An 18,451-nucleotide genomic window follows, 5' to 3' on the forward strand; every position below is an offset into this window, starting at 1 on the left:
CATCCCGGACAGCCTGACGGCCTGGCGCGATTTCGTAGCGCACGTGCCCGAAGAGCCCCCGATCCTGTCTCTGTCAGAGATGCAGGCGCTCTCCGCCGACGAGAAGGCCACCTACGACCTCGCGCGCTTCGCGTGGCTTGCAGCAGACACAGTTCTGGAAACTACGGACACTCAGGCGCTCTCCCTGCAAACCCGCATCGCAATCGCCCGCAACGCGGCCAGCACGGCGACCGCGAGACGCGGGCTGGCCATCTCAGGCGCGGCGGGCATGGGGAAATCCACGGCGGCCCTGCTGCTGGGCAAACGTCACGACAGATCAGAGCGCAAAAGACTCGGGCGCCAGGCTGACTGGGGTTTCGCTCCGGTTGTCTACGCCGTCGTTCCGCCTGCCACCACACCAAAGATGCTCATGCAGGCCTTCGCGCAATGGCTCGGACTACCGGTACTTCACCGGGCAACAGCACCGACGCTCACCGAACAGGTAATAACAGTCCTCCGCGCCATGGGCACCTCGCTGGTAATCGTCGACGAGGTGCACAATCTCAGGACGAACAAGCAGATCGGTGCCGAAGCGGCCAGCACCCTGAAACAGTTCGCGGATCGGCTCGACGCAACCTTCCTCTACGCCGGAATCGATCTTCCAACAACCGACCTCTTCGCCGGTGACATGGGCCGACAGATCAAAGCCCGCATGATCCTGCACGAGATGACCGCCTACTCCATCGGCTCGAAAGCGGACCGCGAAGCATGGACCGATCTGGTGCTCGGCGTCGAAAACCTCTTGCCGCTGGCTGAGCATCGGCCAGGTTCTCTTGCTGACGAATCCCTCTACCTGTGGGATCGCACCGGAGGAAGGATCGGGGCGCTCCGCGGTCTCCTTTCGGACGCCGCCATCGGAGCGATCCTGGACGGCACGGAACTGATCGACCGGCAAAGGCTCGAAGCAACAGCCACAGACCTGGCAGCCCAAGAACACCACCGCTCCCAAAACAGGTCCCACGGCCACAAATCCCCGAGCCGCGGGCTCAAGATGGCACAGTGACCCTGGCCCCACTCCCCGTCCCGACCCGCCTGACACACGGCGAAGGCATCGACAACTACGCGTCCCGGCACGCCCAACGCAACGGCACCACCGTCGAACAAATCGAAAAAGCTCTCAGGGAAGCCGGGATCCTTCCCCCTTCACGCTCCCGGCGGCACCCTGAACGCATCCAAGCCTGGAAACAACTGGGAAAGCTCGATGTTCGAGCCTTCGATCAGCGCTCAACGCTCCACGGGCACCCGATCCTCGAACGGGCACTATGCTTACGATGCGCAGCCGGAACCCAGCGAGTGGGACGGACCCTAACCGTCGGCTGGGTTTGCATCGCACACCGGCGTTGGATTGGCCACAACCAACTCGACATCCGCGAACTCCCCGAACTGCTCGCCGCCGAACGACACTTCCGGTCAACACTGGTTTCCCGCGGGGCCCATGTCGGCACACCGGTCATGGTAACCGCCCGCGAATGCGCACGAGCCGGCATCACGCTCTCCACCCTCGAAGAACGAACCACGCGGGCAGGAACCTACGACCCCGAAATGCTGACCTACCCCGAAACCATAAAAATCGCCCGCCTGATCACTCAAACATCCTTTAAGAACTGGTTCCACGACCCGGCCCACCCACCCGAGCAACAACGCGACCGGATGGCCAGAGAAATTGCATCCTCAATCATCCCCACCGGGGAAAACCGCCGTCTCCGCTCAGCCGAACGGATCGAGAAAGCACTCCGAAAACTCTCCCGCCTCGGCATCAACTGGATGACCTAACGCCCCCAGGAACCGAAAATACGGAACTGACAACATGAATGAGAAAAATCAGCCCGAATCTCTCGCATCCAACCTGTCAGTTCCCACGTCGTTACTGACAACTACATTGAGAACGGACACTGGAAGGCAGTCCCGTAATCGGGACAAACATGCAGGTCAGAGCCACAAAAGACGGCGGACAACGTCACTGAACCCATTGTCTTTCCCCGGGCGGCCGTCAAGAATGTGTCAATGACGGTCTTTGTGCGTTCACTTGAAACTGCAGTCCCGGCGACGATGCTGATCCAGTCTGAGGCGCGTGACGTGTTTGCTGCCCAGCCGGGCTTGTCGCGCCTGGGTTCCCGGCTGGTCAATACCTGTTTTGACGGCGCTGCCATCGACACGAGGTTCACCGCCGTCGAGGAACTGACCAACACGTTCCGTTCCGAGGACCCGCAGTTTTACGATCCGGCCACCGGCCTCCTGCTGAACCCCAGCACGAAAGTCCGCAATGACATCTTCGCCCGGGAAGCCACGAAGCTCTTCGTCGAGGCCTCCCGCGCTGCCCTGGAGGCGGCGCCGGAACTCGATTTACTTGACATAACTCATCTCGTGACCGTCTCCTGCACCGGATTCTTCAACCCTGGCCCCGATTACAAGGTGGTCCGCGAACTGGGCCTCAACCCCGCCGTCCAGCGCTACCACCTGGGCTTCATGGGCTGCTACGCGGCGTTCCCTGCACTCCGCGCCGCCAAGCTGTTCTGCGAAGCCGACCCCAACGCCGTCGTCCTGGTTGTCTGCGCCGAACTGTGCTCGCTCCACGTCCGGACGTCCAACGACCCCGACGCCATCATGGGCTCGGCCCTGTTCGCCGACGGCGCCGCGGCCGCCGTCGTCACCGCCCGGCCGGGCTCTGAAGACAACGCACTGCTCACGCTGGACCACTTTGAAACCGTGCTCACCCCGGTCGGCGAGGACTCTATGGCGTGGAACATCGGCGACCACGGATTCGAGATGGTGCTGGGCAACTACGTCCCGCACATCATCGACGACCACATCGTAGGGGCCCTGCAGCCGCTCCTCGCACGCGAACCGGAAGTGGCGGCGCTCCCCTACTCAGCGGTCCCCCACTGGGCCATCCACCCCGGCGGACGCAGCATCCTCGACAAGGTCCAGTCCCGGCTCGGGCTCACCGACGCCCAGCTGGTTCCCGCGCGGGAAACCCTGCGCAACTACGGCAACATGAGCAGCGCCACCGTCCTGTTCGTCCTCAAGCACATCCTGGAACAGCCCCTGCAGGAAGCCGGCGGCGGTGAACGCATCTGCTCCATGGCCTTCGGCCCGGGGCTCACGGTCGAAACCGGACTGTTTGCCAAGCTCCGTCAGGCACCTGCCCTGGCCTCCGCGCTGCCGCTCCCTGCACAAGCCCAGGCCGGCTGACAGGGCTAACGGCGGCATGGGACTGCTGCTGCGCCGGCGCGCCATCGAGAGCGTCGAAAACATGGATCGCCCCGACTGTGACGCCCGGCTCCTGGAGAACACCTACCGGCAATTCGGCGCCGTCAACCGCGCCCTGTCCGGATGGCGGGGGCTCTACCGAAGGGAACTGCGCGCTGTGGTTCCGGATCCGCGCCGGCCGCTGACCGTCCTCGACGTCGGCTGCGGCGGCGGCGACCTCGCCGTCATGCTCGCCGGCTGGGCGCAACGCGACGGCAGGGCACTCCACGTCACCGGCATCGACCCGGACCCCCGTGCCGCGCACTTCGCCTCGCGGCGCCCTCCGCTGCCCGGCGTCGAATTCCGCCAGGCCCACACCAGTGACCTGGTCGGCGAAGGCCGCACCTTCGACGTCGTCATCTCCAACCACGTCCTGCACCACCTCGCACCCGACGAACTGCAGCAGCTGCTGGCGCACTCAGAGCTCCTGGCCGCCCGCAAAGCCCTGCACAACGACCTCGTCCGCAGCCCGGCGGCCTTCGCCCTGTTCAGCGTTGCCGCCCTGCCGTTCCGGCACTCATTCATCCGGGAAGACGGGCTCACATCCATCCGCCGCAGCTACAAGCCGTCCGAACTGGCCGCCGTGGCGCCGCCCGGGTGGTCGGTGGGCATGTCGTCAGCCTTCCACCAGGTCCTCACCTTCCGGCGGGACTGACGTGGATACGGAGGTGCTGATCGCCGGCGCCGGCCCGGTGGGACTCTACCTGGCCGCCGCGCTGCTCCAGGACGGCGTCTCTGTGCGGGTCCTTGAACAGCGGGACACCCGGAACCCGCACACGCGCGCCATCGGCATCCATCCGCCCGCCCTGGAGGCCCTCCACACGGTCCAGGTGGCATCGGCGATGGTGCGTGAGGGGGTGCACATCAGGACGGGCCGGGCGGTGAGCGGCGGCAAGCCCGTGGGCTCCATGGACTTCGGCGCCGTGTCCGGACGCTACCCCTTCGTGCTTGCACTTCCCCAGTCCAGGACCGAGCAGCTGTTGGAAGAGCGGGTCCGTGCCCTGGACCCGGAGGCGCTGGTCGCGGGCGCCAGGGTGACGGGAGTCAAGGACGACGGCGGCCGCGTCACCTTAACGTTCCAGGCGGCCGGGAGTGCCGCACGCGGCAGTGGCAGCGCCACGGCTGCCTTCCTGGTGGCGGCGGACGGCGCACGCTCACGGCTGCGTGACGCCCTCAGCGTGGCGACAACCCGCAGGACGTATCCGGACCACTACCTCATGGGCGATTTTGCAGACGACAGTGGCTGCGGCGATGACGCTGTCCTTTTCCTCGAGCCGTCCGGGATTGTCGAATCCTTTCCCCTGCCCGGAGGGGTCCGCCGCTGGGTGGTCCGGCTCAGCCGGCCCGCAACCATGGCCGGGAAGGAGGACCTCGCCGCGCTGGTCCTGCACCGCACCGGCATCCGGCCGGATCCACGCACCAACTCCATGCTGAGCGCGTTCAGCGTGCAGTCCACGCTTGCCCGCCGCACCGTCGCCGGGAGCTGCATCCTGCTGGGCGACGCCGCCCACGAAATCAGCCCCATCGGGGGCCAGGGCATGAACCTTGGGTGGCTCGACGCCCACGCCCTGGTACCGGTGCTGCGCGGAGCACTTCAGGGCCACACCGTGGCAGGCCAGCTGGAGCGCTTTGACAAGGGCCGGCGCCGGGCGGCCGTCGTGGCACGGCGGCAGGCGGAAATCAACATGATGCTGGGCAGGCCGTTTCCGCCTGCGCTGCACCGGATCCGGACCGCCGCCCTCGGCGCAGCGGCGTCGAGGCCCGCCGTGAACCGGTGGGCGGCCAGGCGGTTCACCATGGCCTGGGATGCGCCGCGCGGCTAGCGGAAGTAGCAGTCGTAGCTGTCCTGGCTGGTGATAACGCCGTTATTGACCTCGAACACCGACGACGTCCTGGCCCGGATGGTCTCATCGCGGTCCCAATACCGAAGGTCCATGAGCACTGTGGCGGACCAGTCGGCCTCCACCGCCACCCGTCCCTCCTGGCACGTGGTCCTGCGGATGACGAACTTCTGGTCCGCCACCACTTGCCGGCTTTGGTCGGCCCCCGCCAGTACTCCCTCCAGCGTCCGGGTGGAACCTTCCGGAGCCAGCAGATGCGGGGCCTCGGTCAACACGAATGATTCGGCCAGGTAGGGGCGGATGGCCTCCGCCCCACCGCCCGCCTCGAGCACTTGAAGGAACGCCAGGACATGTTCGAGGGGCGTGGCGGGCACTGTGGAATCATCAGCCATGCACCTGACACTAGCCCAGCTGGCCACGCCCCGTCCGCCAGTAGGCTGTGACCATGACCTCCACCGCTCCCCCCACCGCTGCCACCGCCGAACAGATCGTGGAAACCGTAGAGCGGATCCTGTCCGCCGGCTCCCTGCCGCCGATCGTCCAGGCGGGGCATCCGGCGCTCCGCCAGCGGGCGGCGCGGGTCGACGGCCAACTTTCCGCCGGGCAGCTGGACCGCCTGGTTACGGTCATGCGCCAGGTCATGCACGAGGCCCCCGGTGTGGGTCTGGCGGCGCCGCAGCTTGGCATACCGCTGCAGCTGGCCGTCCTGGAGGACCATTACGACGTCGATCCCGCGGCAGCGGCGCTGCGCAACCGGGAGCCGCTGGACTTCCTGGCCATCGTCAACCCCCGCTACACACCCGTGGGTCCGGGGCTGGCCTCTTTTTACGAGGGCTGCCTTTCCCTCAACGGATTGCAGGCAGTGGTGGCCCGCCCGGACACTGTGCTGCTCGACTTCGAAACCCCCGACGGGAATGCCCGGCAGCAGGAGTTCACCGGCTGGCAGGCACGCATCGTGCAACATGAGACCGACCACCTTAACGGGATCCTCTATATTGACCGCGCCCAGCTCCGCTCCCTGAGCAGCAACGCAGAGTACGCCGCGCACTGGGCGGAAGCCGGCATCGGGAAGGCGCGCGAGGGGCTGGGGTTCGACGACGGACCGGCAGGACTATCCCTTCAATGACCCGGGCTGCCGGCGCGGGCGGCCCATGCCCGGCAGGTGCGGCCCTAAGATGGTTCCCATGCCTTCCCCCGCCGACCCTCCCTTGCTGTGCCCGGTGTGCAGGAACCGCTTCGAACCCGCGGCGGAGGCCGCCGGCCGCCAGGGCCGTCTGCGCTGCCCGTCAGGGCACAGTTTCGACGCCGCGCGGCAGGGCTACTTCAACCTGCTGGTGGGCAAGGGCACAGCCTTCGAAGCCGACACCGCGGCGATGGTCGAATCCCGCGCCGCCTTCCTCGGGGACGGGCATTACCGGCCGCTGGCACAGGCGGTGGCTGCCGCCGTCGTGCCCCTCCTGCGGGATGAGGGCGGACCCGTGCTGGACTCCGGCACCGGGACCGGGCACTACCTCCGGGAAATCCTCGACACGGCGGCCGCCCGCGGGCTGCACCCTGCCGCCGTCGGCCTCGACATCTCCAAATTCGCCTTGCGCCGCGCCGCCCGGCTCAACCCGGACGCCGTCAACCTCGTCTGGGACATCTGGCAGCCGCTGCCCCTGGCCAGCGAATCCGTGGACGCCGTCACCGTCATCTTCGCCCCGCGCAACCCCGCAGAATTCGCCCGGGTCCTGCGGCCCGGGGGCGCGCTGGTGGTCGTCACGCCCAGGCCCGGCCACCTCGCCGGCATCGCCGCAATCACCGGGATGCTGGGCATCGAGGAAGGCAAGGACAACCGGCTCGCCGAATCCATGGCGCAGCACTTCGAGCCCGGAACCAGCACCGACGTCGACATTGCACTGGAGCTCACGCGCCGCGAAGCCACCGACCTCGCGTACATGGGCCCGGCAGGCCACCACCTGGACCGCGACGCGATCGCGGACCGGCTCGCAGCCTCGCCGGAACCGGTCACCGCCGGGGCGAGGTTCCGGATCATGGTCTTCCGGCCAAGGAAGCACGGTGCCGCGTAACGACTTGGCCACTAAGCCCCCGCGGTGGTGTGCGCCGGCCCACACGCGGCGCCCGGCGGACTAGGATGAAGGAACAGCCACCGGCGGGTCCGCAGACGCGGTTTCCCCGTGGCGAAGGGGGAACCGGATGTTCGAATGGCTCGGGGAAAACTGGTGGGCGCTGTGGCTCACGGCGTTCCTGGCGTTTGCCGTGGTCGAGATGCTCACCCTCGACCTGTTCTTTATCATGCTGGGCGGCGGCTCACTGGCCGCCCTGGTGGCTGACTTCGCCGGCGCGGAACCCTGGCTGCAGGTGGTCGTCTTCTGCGTGGTCTCGCTGCTGATGGTGGCCTTCGTCCGTCCCGTAGCCCTCCGGCACCTGAAGAAAGGCCCGGCCGAGCAGCGGACCAACGTGGACCGGCTGATCGGTGAACCCGCCGTGGTAATGGAGGCCGTGACCTCCGACGGCGGCCTGGTGAAGATCGGCGGGGACATTTGGAGCGCCCGCTCCGCCGCCGGTGTCCTGCCCGCCGGCCAAAGAGTGGTGGTGGCCGCGATCGACGGCGCCACGGCAGTTGTTTCGGCGCCGCCGGAGGCGGTTGCCGGTCCAGATACAGCCTGACAATTGGGGAACAAGGAGTTGTATGGAAAACGTCGGCGGAACCGCCCTGGCCATCGTGCTGGTGGTCCTGATCGTGTTTGTGATCATCGTATTGGTCCGGTCCGTCCGGATCATCCCGCAGGCGCGTGCCGGCGTCGTTGAACGGCTCGGCAAATACCAGCGGACGCTCAACCCTGGGCTGACGATCCTGATTCCCTTCGTGGACCGGCTCCTGCCGCTCCTTGACCTGCGCGAACAGGTGGTTTCGTTCCCGCCGCAGCCGGTCATCACCGAGGACAACCTCGTAGTCTCGATCGATACGGTGGTCTACTTCCAGGTGACCGACCCGAGGGCCGCCACCTACGAGATCGCCAACTACATTCAGGCTGTTGAGCAGCTCACCACCACCACCCTGCGCAACGTGGTGGGCGGGCTGAACCTCGAAGAAGCCCTCACCTCGCGCGACCAGATCAACGGGCAGCTCCGCGGCGTCCTCGATGAGGCAACCGGACGGTGGGGTATCCGGGTGTCCCGCGTGGAGCTGAAGGCGATCGACCCGCCGCACTCCATCCAGGATTCGATGGAGAAGCAGATGCGTGCCGAGCGTGACCGCCGGGCAGCCATCCTGACGGCCGAAGGAACCAAGCAGTCAGCGATCCTCACGGCGGAGGGCCAGCGCCAGGCTGCCATCCTCAAGGCCGAAGGTGAGGCAAAGGCTGCCATCCTCCGTGCGGACGGCGAGTCCCAGGCGATCCAGAAGGTTTTCGACGCCATCCACAAGGGAAACCCGGACCAGAAACTGCTCGCCTACCAGTACCTGCAGACGCTGCCGAGGCTGGCCGAGGGGTCATCCAACAAACTCTGGATCATTCCCAGCGAGGTTGGCGAAGCCTTGAAGGGAATCGGGAATGCCCTGGGCGGCCCCGGCGCGGACAGCACCGGCCGCGGGCTTTTCGATGACGTGGCCGCCAAGTCACCGGAGCCGTAACCGGACCGAAGGCCCAGCAGGCTGGCTGCCTGGCGGAAGGGGATCCGCGGTTGTCGCGGATCCCCCGTTTTTGGTCCCGGCCGCATATGGCCGGTATAATTGGGTATTTGTCCGGCAAGGTATACCAGCTGGAACAACCACGCTTCGCAATGCGTTGAATCCTATGATGCAGCACAGTGCACACAGTAGTCCGGCCGTGCGCGGTCACTGCCGGCTGGCGCGGGGTTTTTATCCGCGAACCGAACAGAGGGAGAAATCATGAGCGATCGCAGCCTGCGGGGCATGCGCCTTGGTGCGCAGAGCATGGAGACCGAATCCGGAGTTGAGCCGGCTCCGCGCCAGCGCGTCGAATACCGTTGCGAGGACGGCGAGCAGGTCTTCGTCACCTTCTCCTCCGAGGCCGAAATTCCTCCGGTGTGGGTTTCCAAGACCGGCAAGGAAGCGCTCCTGGTTGACGGTGAAAAGCCCGATACCAGCAATGACAAGGCTGTTCGCACCCACTGGGACATGCTGCTGGAACGGCGCTCCCTGCCGGAGCTGGAACAGATCCTTGAGGACCGCCTGACCATCCTGCGCGAACGCCGCGGCGAACGCCGTTCGGCCTAGGCCAAGTCTTAAAAAGGGGCGTTCCCGCACTTCAGTGCGGGAACGCCCCCTTTTTTTGTGCCGTTGCGGCCCACCCGGGTTACGGGCGGGATGAGTTCTTCAGTTTGCCGGCCAGGGTGTTCCAGCGGGCCGCCAGGCCCCACCTGGTGACGTTGACCATGGCCTCGACCACGATGTTGCCGCTCATCTTCGAGGCGCCCAGTTCGCGCTCGACGAAGGTGATGGGCCGTTCCTCGATACGCAGGCCCAGTTTGGCCACCCGCCAGGCAAGGTCCACCTGGAAGCCGTAGCCCACCGAGTCCACCTGGTCCAGGTTGAGTTTTTCCAGGGTGGTCCGCCGGAACGCACGGTATCCGCCGGTGACGTCCTTGATCTTCAGGCCGAGCATCAGCCGCGCGTAGGTGCTGCCCACCCGGGAGATCGCCTGGCGGTACAGCGGCCAGTTGACCACGCTGCCGCCCGGAACCCAGCGCGAGCCCATGGCCAGGTCCGCGCCCTGGTCGACGGCTTCGAGCAGCTGGGGCAGCTGTTCGGGCTGGTGGGAACCGTCGGCGTCCATTTCCACCAGGACGTCGTAGCCCGCTTCCAGGCCCCACTTGAACCCGGCGATGTATGCCGCGCCCAGGCCCTCCTTGCCTTTGCGGTGCAGGACGTGGACCTGGGAGTCCTCGGCGGCGAAGCCGTCGGCGAGCTTGCCGGTGCCGTCCGGGCTGTTGTCATCAACCACCAGGACGTCCGACGCCGGAACAGCCGTCCGCAGCCGCTGGAGCGTCTTGGGCAGCGATTCAAGTTCGTTGTAGGTGGGAATGATCGTAAGGACGCGCACAAAGGGCCTTTCCTGCGGGGAAGTGGTCGGAGCACCTGATGCCAAGCTGGTCGGCGGCGGGCGCAACTCCCCATTATAGGACGGGTTGCTGGGTCAGGATCGCAGTGCGGGGCCGGCGAACAGTTCGGCGCCGTTCCTGACCGTCTGCAGGCAGACGGGGTCCGAACCCGTATCCAGCGCCGGCAGCAGCGGGGTCCTGGCGCGCGGATCCGTGCTCCACGACTGGACCCGGCCGTCTGCCACCTGGACCATCAGTTCCTCCACTTCCCACACCGCGAAGCTGGCCGGTGCGCCCGGCACCAGCTGCCCTGCCATGGGGTTGGCGTGCCGGGCGGCGCGCCAGCCGGCCCGGGTGTGGCCCAGGAACGCGGCCCGTGCAGAAATGCGTTCCCCGGTGTTGTGGTGTTCCAGGCAGGCCCGCACGCTGGACCAGGGCCGGAGCGGCGTCACCGGGCTGTCGCTGCCGAAGCAGACGGGTACCCCGGCAGCGTAAAGCGTGGCGAAGGGGTTCATCGCCCCGCTGCGCCCTCCCACCCTCCGCTCATAGAGGCCACCGGGACCGCCCCATGCGGCGTCGAACGACGGTTGGGCGCTGACCGTTACCGAGTAGCGGGCCAGCTTCTCCACGGCTGCGCCATCGACCAGCTCGACATGTTCGAAGCGGTGGCCCGCGGCGCGCACCCGCTGCTCCCCCACCTCCTGGGCGGCACGGTCCAGGGCCGCCAGGGCGACGTCCAGTCCGGCGTCGCCGATGACGTGGAAACCGCCCTGAATGCCGGCCAGCGAGCAGGCGGCAAGGTGGGCAGCCGCCTGGTCCACGTCAAGGTACAGGGTGCCGCGTTCCCCTGCGGCGTCGTGGTATCCGGTCCGGAGGGCAGCCGTCCGGGAGCCCAGGGAGCCATCGATGTTCAGGTCGCCGGCCAGGCCCCGCAGGCCGATACCGAACTGGTCCATGAGGGCCCGCGCCTGCTCCTCGGAGGCAACCAGTTCGCCCCAGTAGGGCAGGATCTCGGGATAGGCGGGTGCTGCCGGACCGGCGCTGTTCCATCCGGCGGCCAGCCGCAGGTCCTCGGTGCCGGAGATGTGTGGTGCGCCCATCTCGGCCAGTGCGACGTAGCCGTTGGCGGCCGCCTCGGCCAGCGCCCGTTCCTGGTGCCGCCGCAGCGACCCGGCCGGCAACCGGCGCGTGGCCAGCCGGGCAGCCGTGTGGGCTTCCCGTGTCACCTGGCTGCCGCCGTCGTATCCGTCCTTGCCCTGCAGGCCGGCGGCCTCCGCCAGCGACGCCGAGACCAGGGCCGAATGCGCGTCCACGCGGGCGAGGTAGACCTGCCTGCCCCGGGAGGCACGTTCCAGTTCCCCGGCGGTGGGCAGCGTGGCGTCAGCCCAGGCCGTCTCATCCCAGCCGTGGCCCAGGACGGGCCCGTCGCCGGACGCGGAGGCCACGGCGTCGAGCAGTGCGCGCGCCGATCCGACCTCCCCGAGCTGCAGTGACTCCAGGGCGATCCCGGTTTCGGTCAGGTGCATGTGGGAGTCGACAAAGCCAGGAGCCACCAGCGCCCCCCGCAGGTCGATGACCTCCATGGTGCTGTCCGCGATCGATGCCGCGGCTTGCTCGGAGCCGACCCAGGCCACGGTATCCCCATCCACGAGCATGGCCGTCGCGAACGGGTCCGCGGCGGAATAGACGGATCCGTTGCGGTACAGCACGGGCTTGGGGCGGGGCGTGGACTGGGCGTCGGGGAGGGTCATGCTGGGCAGGCTCCTGGAGTGGAACAGGCCGGCGGCGGCCGGCAGAACGGATCAGAGAACAGATGAATAAGCCACGACACCGCGGCGGATCAGGGAAATGGCGTCGGCACACAGCCGGGCGAGGCGGGGTTCCAGGCCCGGGATCTTGGCCAGCTGGTCGAGCAGGTCCACCACCTGCTTCACCCAGCGGACGAAGTCCCCGGCGGCGAGGTCGGTGCCGTTAAGGACATCCTGCAGGTGGCGGCCCTTGGCCCACTTGTACACCGGCCAGACCAGCCCCAGCTCGGGTTCGCCCGTCAGGGGAAGCTTGTTTTCCTCCTCCACGTCTTCCAGGGCGGACCACTCCCTGACGACGACGTCCACCGCGGTCTCGAGGGAGACACTGGGCATGCGGGGCCGCAGTCCCCGGTCCTCGCGCTTGGCCTGGTAGACCAGTGCGCTGGCCAGCGCAGCCACCTCCGCGGCGTCGAGGTCATCGAAGGCGCCCAGCCGCAGGGCCTGGGAGATGAGCAGGTCCTTCTCGCCATAGATCCGGCGCAGGCGCTGCCCGTCGCGGCTGATGCGCAGTCCGTCGTCGCCGGCATCCTCGAGGTAGCCGTAGGCGGAGAGGACGTCGCACACCCGGTCAAAGGTCTTGGCGATGGTGTTGGTGCGCCCCTGGATCTGGCGGACCAGGCCGTCGGTTTCCCGCCGCAGCTTCCACCACCGCTCCGACCACCGGGCATGGTCCTCGCGTTCGCTGCAACCGTGGCAGGGATGTGCCCGCAGGGCCCGCCGGAGATCCGCGATGCGCTTCTCCTGGTTGGGCAGCGCCGCCGCCCGGCCGAAGTCCTGGTTGCGGTTCTGGCCCGGCGCCGGCGGCCGGTTCTCGCGGAGGGCGTTGCGGGCGGATGAGGCGAGGTCGCGTCGCGACTTGGGCACCTTGGCGTTGAAGGACTTGGGGATCCGGATCCGCGTCACGGGTGCGATGGGGCCTTCAAGGTCGTCGATGCCGATCCGCCGGAGCTGGCTGTCCAGCGTGAGCACGGCCGGCCGTGGGTCACGGCTGCCGTGGTCGGAACTCAGGACGACGGCGGGCCCGGGCGCGCGCCCGCCGGGCACGTTCACCACGTCGCCGGGCAGCAGGCGGGCCAGGGAGTCGTCGCTGAGCGATTTCCGCACTCGGGACTTGGCCTTGGACGTGGCGTTTTCCGCATCCGACAGTTCCCTGCGCAGCCGCGCGTACTCGGTGAAGTCGCCCAGGTGGCAGGTCATGGATTTTGCGTAGCCCGCCAGGGACTCCTCCCGGCTGCGTACCTGGCGGGCCAGGCCCACCACGGAACGGTCGGCCTGGAACTGGGCGAAGGAGGATTCCAGGATTTCGCGCGCCCGGACCCGGCCGAACTGGGCCAGCAGGTTGATGCTCATGTTGTACGTGGGCCGGAAGCTGGAGTTCAAGGGGTAGGTTCGCCGGGACGCCAGGCCGGCGACCGCCGTCGGGTCGGTGCCCGGCTGCCACAGCACCACGGCGTGGCCCTCTACGTCGATGCCGCGCCGGCCGGCGCGGCCGGTCAGCTGGGTGTATTCGCCTGCCGTGATGTCCACATGGGCTTCCCCGTTGAACTTGTCCAACTTTTCCAGTACCACCGAGCGGGCCGGCATGTTCACGCCCAGGGCCAGGGTCTCCGTGGCGAAGACCGCCTTGACCAGGCCGTCCGCAAACAGCTTCTCCACCACTTCCTTGAAGGTGGGCAGCATTCCGGCGTGGTGGGCAGCAAAGCCGCGCAGCAGCCCGTCCCGCCAGGTCCAGAAGCCCAGGACGTCGAGGTCGTCCGGCGGAATGTCCATCGCGGCCTCATCCACCCGCTGCGCGATAATACGCTGCTCCTTTTCGGTGGTGAGCCACAGGCCCGATGAGACGCATTGGGCCACCGCGGCCTCGCATCCGGCCCGGGAGAAGATGAAGGTGATGGCCGGCAGCAGGTCCATGCGGTCCAGGCTGGCGATCACCTGGGGGCGGCTGGCCCGGCGGACACCGGCGGGCTCCCCCCGGCCGGAACGGTCGTTGCCGCGCCGCCCGCGCTGGCCGCGGCCACCCGGGCTGCTCCGGTAGCCCTGCTGGCTTTCACTGCGCGCCACCGCCAGCAGGTCGGGGTTGACGTCAAAGCCGCGGCCCTTCGAGGCTGGCCGCGCCGCGGAGCTTCGCCCGTCGTCCCCTGCATCCACGGGCGGGGCGATCTCGTCGAAGGTCGTCTCCCCGGCGAAGAGATCCATGATCTGCCGGCCCACCATGACGTGCTGCCACAACGGCACCGGCCGGTGTTCCGACACGATGATGTCCGTGTCCCCGCGCACGGTGTCCAGCCACGCGCCGAATTCCTCGGCGTTCGAGACCGTGGCGCTCAGCGAGGCGACCTGGACTTCGCTGGGCAGGTGGATGATGACCTCTTCCCAGACGGCGCCGCGGAAACGGTCGGCGAGGTAGTGGACCTCGTCCATCACCACGAAGCCCAGGTCGTCCAGTGTGGCGGAGTCCGCGTAGAGCATGTTCCGCAGGACCTCGGTGGTCATGACCACTACCTGCGCGTCGCCGTTGATGCTGGTGTCGCCGGTCAGCAGGCCGACCTTGGCGGCGCCGTACTTGGCGGTGAGTTCACTGAACTTCTGGTTGCTCAGCGCCTTGATGGGCGTGGTGTAGAACGCTTTCAGTCCCCGCTGCAGGGCGAGGTAGATGGCGAACTCCCCCACGATGGTCTTGCCGGCGCCGGTGGGGGCAGCCACCAGAACTCCCCTGCCGTCCTGGAGGGAGCGGCAGGCCTGCCGCTGGAAGTCATCGAGCTCGAAGTCCAGGGTCCGTGTGAACGCCCCAAGGTAGGTGGCTGCCTCGGCCCTGCGCTCGGCGCTGGCCCGGTATCTTTCTGCGGGTGACAGCTCTTCGGGATCGGTGGGCCCGGCGGAGACCGGCCCGGAGGTGGAGGACATAGTCCAAGCCTAGCGGCAGCCTAGAGGTTCTTTAGCTCACTGCTGGGGGTGGCGATGTCCGCCGTGGCCTCGGTCTCTTCCGCCTGCCGGGACTGGCGGCGGGCACGGCGTTTGTCGTTCATCATGCAGATGCCGATGGCAGCAAAGAACAGCACCAGCAGCGGCCCGGCGAGCATGAACATGGAGATGGCGTCCGCGCCCGGTGCGGCGATGGCCGCCAGCACGAAGACGAGGAACACGGTGATGCGCCAGGCCTTGAGGATGGTGCGGCCGGACACCAGGCCGGCCATGTTGACCCCGACCAGGACCACCGGGACCAGGAACGCAACACCCAGGACGAGGACCATGCGTGTCACGAACTCGATGTACGTACGGGCATCGATCACGCTGGAGGATCCCTCCGGCGTGAACTGGGTCAGGGCGTGCACCACCTGCGGGACCACCTGCCAGCCCACCCAGATTCCGGCCAGGAACAGCGGGATGGCCGCTGCCATGTAGCCCAGGGTGTAGCGCCGTTCCTTGGAGGTCAGCCCGGGGGTGATAAAGGCCCAGAGCTGGTAGATCCAGATGGGGCTGGAGATGACCGCGCCGATGAGCAGCGACATCTGGAGCTTGAAGTCGAAGGGCGAGGCGATGGTGCCGAAGTTGATCGCCGACAGGCCGCCGGTCTCATCCGAGATGCGGTTCACCGGTTCGGCCAGGGCCTTCAGCAGCGGATCGTAAAGCATCCAGCCCCCAATGCCGCCAATGACGACGCCGATAGCCGACTTGATCAGCCGGTTCTTCAGCTCCTTGAGGTGCTCCCAAAGCGACATCCGCCCCTCGGGATTGGCTTTACGGGACCGCGACAGTGCCACTGGAGGTCAGGCGCGGTTCGACGGCGGAACGTCGGTGCCGTCTGTCGGCTCACCCGGCTTCGCCTTGGGGTGGTTCACGATGGTGCCTTCCACCGGGCCGGAGGCATCGGTGGATTCGGTCTTGCCGTCGTTCTTCATTTCCTTGACCTCGGACTTGATGATCCGCATGGACTGGCCGAGGCTGCGGGCCATGGCCGGAAGCTTGGGAGCGGCGAAGAGAAGCAAAGCGACAACGATGATAATGACGATGGGCCAGGGGCCATCAAAGAGTCTTCCCACGGGAAATCCTTTCCTCTAAATACATCCTACTTCTATGTGAAGTCGAGATCTCCGAGCGTCAGGGGCTGGCCCCGGTCCTTCTTGCGCTGGACCCGCCGGCGGCGGCGTTCTGCGCGCCGCTTTGATGTGGATGCCTCGTAATCATGTCGCATGAGCGCTGGCGAGGCAAAAACAGCGGAGCCGGGCACGGCAAGGGTGCCCGCGGCGGGCTCCGCCGGCAGGTCCGTGGGACCGAGCCGGCCCAGCCTGCTGCCGGCCTCGCCCAGGTCCCTCACGGTCGCCATGAACTGGCGGAACAGCCGGATGCCCAGCAGCAGGTAGAACAGCAGCGACAGCGCAACAAGCGCCACCCATATCAGGATCCAGGACCACCAAGGCATGCTGGAAAGTCTATCCGCCGTAGCGCGCCAACGACGCCGCGAGCCAGTCCTGCGCCGCCGTGGCCAGTTCGGCGGGCGCCAGGATCCGCGCGGTTCCGCCGTGCTGGGCCACGAACATCGGCAGCCAGGTGGTGTTGCCGAAGCGGATGTCGGCGACCAATCCGCCGTCGGGAAGTTCGGCGGTGCGCTCGGCGTAATATTCCTCCGCAAGCCCCCTCCCCTGCCGGGTGAGCTGCACCGTGACGGTGGTGTCGTCGTCGTTGGCGGTAAAGAGCTTGGCCGGCACCCCGCCGGCCGCCGGGTACTCCGACGTGCTGGCCATGCCGTTGGGGTGCACGTCCTGGACCCGGTCCAGGCGGAAGTTCCGAAGGCCGTCCACCCGGTGGCACCAGGCTTCGAGGTACCAGGTGTTGTCCAGGGAGTAGAGCCGCAGGGGGTCCACATCGCGCTCGGTGACGGCGTCCCGCTGGGGCGAGAGGTAGGTCAGGTGCAGCTGGGCGCGTGATTCAATGGCGCGGCGCACCGTGCCATGGGTAGCGGCGTCGGCCGGTGCCACCTGGGGACCGGCAAGGGAGGCTGCGCGCAGTCCCTCCTCGCCGGCGGCCGCCAGCAGCTTCAGGGTGACGGACTCCAGCGCCCCGCCGCCGGGGAGGTCCGGGAGCCCGTTGAGCGTCTCCAGCCCGGTCAGGAGGGCGCAGGCTTCCTCGACGGTAAAGCGGACGGGCTTCTTCAGGTCAAGGTCCTGGGTGATGAAGACATGGTCGTCCTCCCACTGGATGTCCAGGAGGTCATCGGGATAGCCCTCCGGCAGGCCGGAGCAGATGAGGATGCGGAGGTCCGCTTCCAGCTGCTCCCGGCTCACGCCGAAGTGGCGTGCCACGTCCTGGATGTGGAGGCCCTGGTTGTGGACCAGGAAGGGCACGAGCTGAAGCATGCGCCTGAGCTGGTCCTCCGACGTTCCTTTCGTGGCCGTACGGGGCCGGGGCCCGGCAAATGAGTACGCGGGCACGGGGGACGCGCTGAAATCCGCCGCCGCCCGCAGCCGCCGGCGCACCGCGCCGGCGAGTTCCGCCGGGGTAATGGCCACGGCGTCGGGCCCGTAGGAGGCGAGTTCCTCGGCCAGGGTCTCCGGGTCCCGGTATTCCAGGCTGAGCCGGTCGTAGCCGTCGGCGGGTTTGCTGGGCCCTGCGCCCGTGGGGGCAGGCAGCGCCCGGCCTCCCAGTGCCCGGCTGCGCAGGGCCAGCAGGCGCCCTTCCCTGACGTCCACGACGGCGGTGCGGAGCGGCAGCTCGGGCAAACGGTCCAGTTCCGCGCGGATGTTGAAGTCCGCCGGCGGTGAGTAGTGTTCCCTGGCAAGGGTGGTGACTGCGCTGGTCATGCGCGAAAGCCGGAAGTGGCGGACCGCGTTCCGTTCCCGGTCGAACCCCATCAGGTACCACTGCCCGAAGCGGCTGCCGAGCCCCCAGGGCTCAACGGTCCGCAGTTCCTCCTTCCCGGTGCTGCCGGCAAGGTACGTGAAAGTGACGGGATGCCTGGCGTGCATGGCGGCGACGATGTCATCGAAGGCCTGTCCGGCCGGCTTGATCCGTGGTTGGACACCTGCCGGAAGTTCAACGTCGGCAAGCCTGCCGGAGGCCTGGAGTTTCCGGACCGCGCTCCGGGCCGCGGTTCCCAGCGCGGCGCGTTCCCAAAGCTGGGAGGCCAGCAGCAGGACGGTCCATTCCTCCGGGCCGAGCTGGACGTCCGGAAGGCGGTTGGATTCCTTGCCGATCCGGTAGCGCGTGGTGGCGGGGTCGTCCTCGCTCCAGCCGTGGTCGGTCAGCGTCTCCACCTCGAAGCCCATGTCCCGCAGATCGTTCTTGTCCCGTTCGAACATGCGCCCGAAGGCGACGTCGTTGCCGGAGGCGTCGTGGTAGACCTTGTCGCGCAGTTCGCTGCGGCGCAGCCCGTAGCGGGTGTTCAGCAGCGCAATGAGCAGGTTGAGGAGTCGTTCGGTGCGGGGTACGGACACCTTCGCTACGTTACTA

The 18,451-nt window shown here is 67.6% G+C and carries 18 protein-coding genes; 10 read left to right on the forward strand and 8 right to left on the reverse strand.

Annotation, left to right across the window (positions count from 1 at the left end):
* The first annotated feature begins 43 nt into the window (after window positions 1–43).
* The 5 genes from ACYSM9_RS14030 to ACYSM9_RS14050 all read left to right on the forward strand — a co-directional run bounded on the left by ACYSM9_RS14030 (window position 44) and on the right by ACYSM9_RS14050 (window position 5,111).
* Complete coding sequence (locus ACYSM9_RS14030) at window positions 44–1,042, forward strand: TniB family NTP-binding protein (RefSeq protein ID WP_461857569.1); 999 nt, start codon at window positions 44–46, stop codon at window positions 1,040–1,042.
* Window positions 1,039–1,812: a hypothetical protein gene (locus ACYSM9_RS14035; protein ID WP_461857570.1), complete on the forward strand. Its 774-nt coding sequence runs from the start codon at window positions 1,039–1,041 to the stop codon at window positions 1,810–1,812. The genes ACYSM9_RS14030 and ACYSM9_RS14035 overlap by 4 nt, the downstream gene beginning before the upstream one ends.
* A gap of 231 nt (window positions 1,813–2,043) precedes the next feature.
* Window positions 2,044–3,231 (forward strand): type III polyketide synthase, encoded by a 1,188-nt coding sequence (locus ACYSM9_RS14040; RefSeq protein ID WP_461857571.1) that lies wholly within the window; start codon window positions 2,044–2,046, stop codon window positions 3,229–3,231.
* A gap of 16 nt (window positions 3,232–3,247) precedes the next feature.
* Window positions 3,248–3,943 carry a class I SAM-dependent methyltransferase gene (locus ACYSM9_RS14045; RefSeq protein ID WP_461857572.1) on the forward strand — a complete coding sequence of 232 codons (696 nt, stop codon included), beginning with the start codon at window positions 3,248–3,250 and terminating at the stop codon, window positions 3,941–3,943.
* A 1-nt stretch (window position 3,944) separates the two neighbouring features.
* Window positions 3,945–5,111, forward strand: coding sequence for an FAD-dependent oxidoreductase (locus ACYSM9_RS14050; protein ID WP_461857573.1), 1,167 nt, complete (start codon window positions 3,945–3,947; stop codon window positions 5,109–5,111).
* On the opposite strand, the gene ACYSM9_RS14055 is transcribed toward ACYSM9_RS14050, so the two are convergent.
* Window positions 5,108–5,521 (reverse strand): nuclear transport factor 2 family protein, encoded by a 414-nt coding sequence (locus tag ACYSM9_RS14055; RefSeq protein WP_461857574.1) that lies wholly within the window; start codon window positions 5,519–5,521, stop codon window positions 5,108–5,110. The two genes, ACYSM9_RS14050 and ACYSM9_RS14055, sit on opposite strands and share 4 nt — an antisense overlap.
* Before the next feature lie 53 nt (window positions 5,522–5,574).
* Between ACYSM9_RS14055 and ACYSM9_RS14060 the strand changes: the two genes are divergently transcribed.
* The 5 genes from ACYSM9_RS14060 to ACYSM9_RS14080 all read left to right on the forward strand — a co-directional run bounded on the left by ACYSM9_RS14060 (window position 5,575) and on the right by ACYSM9_RS14080 (window position 9,372).
* Complete coding sequence (locus tag ACYSM9_RS14060; protein WP_461857575.1) at window positions 5,575–6,255, forward strand: peptide deformylase; 681 nt, start codon at window positions 5,575–5,577, stop codon at window positions 6,253–6,255.
* 58 nt (window positions 6,256–6,313) lie between these two features.
* A complete protein-coding gene (locus ACYSM9_RS14065; protein WP_461857576.1) occupies window positions 6,314–7,198 on the forward strand; it encodes a putative RNA methyltransferase in 885 nt (294 codons plus the stop codon).
* A 127-nt stretch (window positions 7,199–7,325) separates the two neighbouring features.
* Window positions 7,326–7,799, forward strand: a complete 474-nt coding sequence (locus tag ACYSM9_RS14070) for an NfeD family protein (protein ID WP_461857577.1) — start codon at window positions 7,326–7,328, stop codon at window positions 7,797–7,799.
* Between the two features lie 22 nt (window positions 7,800–7,821).
* Window positions 7,822–8,766: an SPFH domain-containing protein gene (locus tag ACYSM9_RS14075; RefSeq protein ID WP_461857578.1), complete on the forward strand. Its 945-nt coding sequence runs from the start codon at window positions 7,822–7,824 to the stop codon at window positions 8,764–8,766.
* A 258-nt stretch (window positions 8,767–9,024) separates the two neighbouring features.
* On the forward strand, window positions 9,025–9,372 hold the full coding sequence (locus tag ACYSM9_RS14080; protein WP_018761356.1) for an RNA polymerase-binding protein RbpA: 348 nt from the start codon (window positions 9,025–9,027) through the stop codon (window positions 9,370–9,372).
* Window positions 9,373–9,451: 79 nt separating this feature from the next.
* On the opposite strand, the gene ACYSM9_RS14085 is transcribed toward ACYSM9_RS14080, so the two are convergent.
* The 7 genes from ACYSM9_RS14085 to ACYSM9_RS14115 all read right to left on the reverse strand — a co-directional run bounded on the left by ACYSM9_RS14085 (window position 9,452) and on the right by ACYSM9_RS14115 (window position 18,435).
* Window positions 9,452–10,198, reverse strand: coding sequence for a polyprenol monophosphomannose synthase (locus ACYSM9_RS14085; RefSeq protein WP_461857579.1), 747 nt, complete (start codon window positions 10,196–10,198; stop codon window positions 9,452–9,454).
* 93 nt (window positions 10,199–10,291) lie between these two features.
* Window positions 10,292–11,947, reverse strand: coding sequence for an amidohydrolase (locus ACYSM9_RS14090; protein ID WP_461857580.1), 1,656 nt, complete (start codon window positions 11,945–11,947; stop codon window positions 10,292–10,294).
* A gap of 51 nt (window positions 11,948–11,998) precedes the next feature.
* Complete coding sequence (locus ACYSM9_RS14095) at window positions 11,999–14,908, reverse strand: DEAD/DEAH box helicase (RefSeq protein ID WP_461857581.1); 2,910 nt, start codon at window positions 14,906–14,908, stop codon at window positions 11,999–12,001.
* 20 nt (window positions 14,909–14,928) lie between these two features.
* Complete coding sequence (tatC, locus tag ACYSM9_RS14100) at window positions 14,929–15,723, reverse strand: twin-arginine translocase subunit TatC (RefSeq protein WP_461857582.1); 795 nt, start codon at window positions 15,721–15,723, stop codon at window positions 14,929–14,931.
* A gap of 48 nt (window positions 15,724–15,771) precedes the next feature.
* Window positions 15,772–16,044, reverse strand: coding sequence for a Sec-independent protein translocase subunit TatA (tatA, locus tag ACYSM9_RS14105; RefSeq protein WP_045731378.1), 273 nt, complete (start codon window positions 16,042–16,044; stop codon window positions 15,772–15,774).
* Window positions 16,045–16,076: 32 nt separating this feature from the next.
* Window positions 16,077–16,424 carry a hypothetical protein gene (locus ACYSM9_RS14110; RefSeq protein WP_461857583.1) on the reverse strand — a complete coding sequence of 116 codons (348 nt, stop codon included), beginning with the start codon at window positions 16,422–16,424 and terminating at the stop codon, window positions 16,077–16,079.
* A 10-nt stretch (window positions 16,425–16,434) separates the two neighbouring features.
* Window positions 16,435–18,435 carry a helix-turn-helix transcriptional regulator gene (locus ACYSM9_RS14115; protein WP_461857584.1) on the reverse strand — a complete coding sequence of 667 codons (2,001 nt, stop codon included), beginning with the start codon at window positions 18,433–18,435 and terminating at the stop codon, window positions 16,435–16,437.
* Window positions 18,436–18,451 lie beyond the last annotated feature (16 nt).

Source organism: Arthrobacter sp. C152 (genome assembly GCF_054890965.1).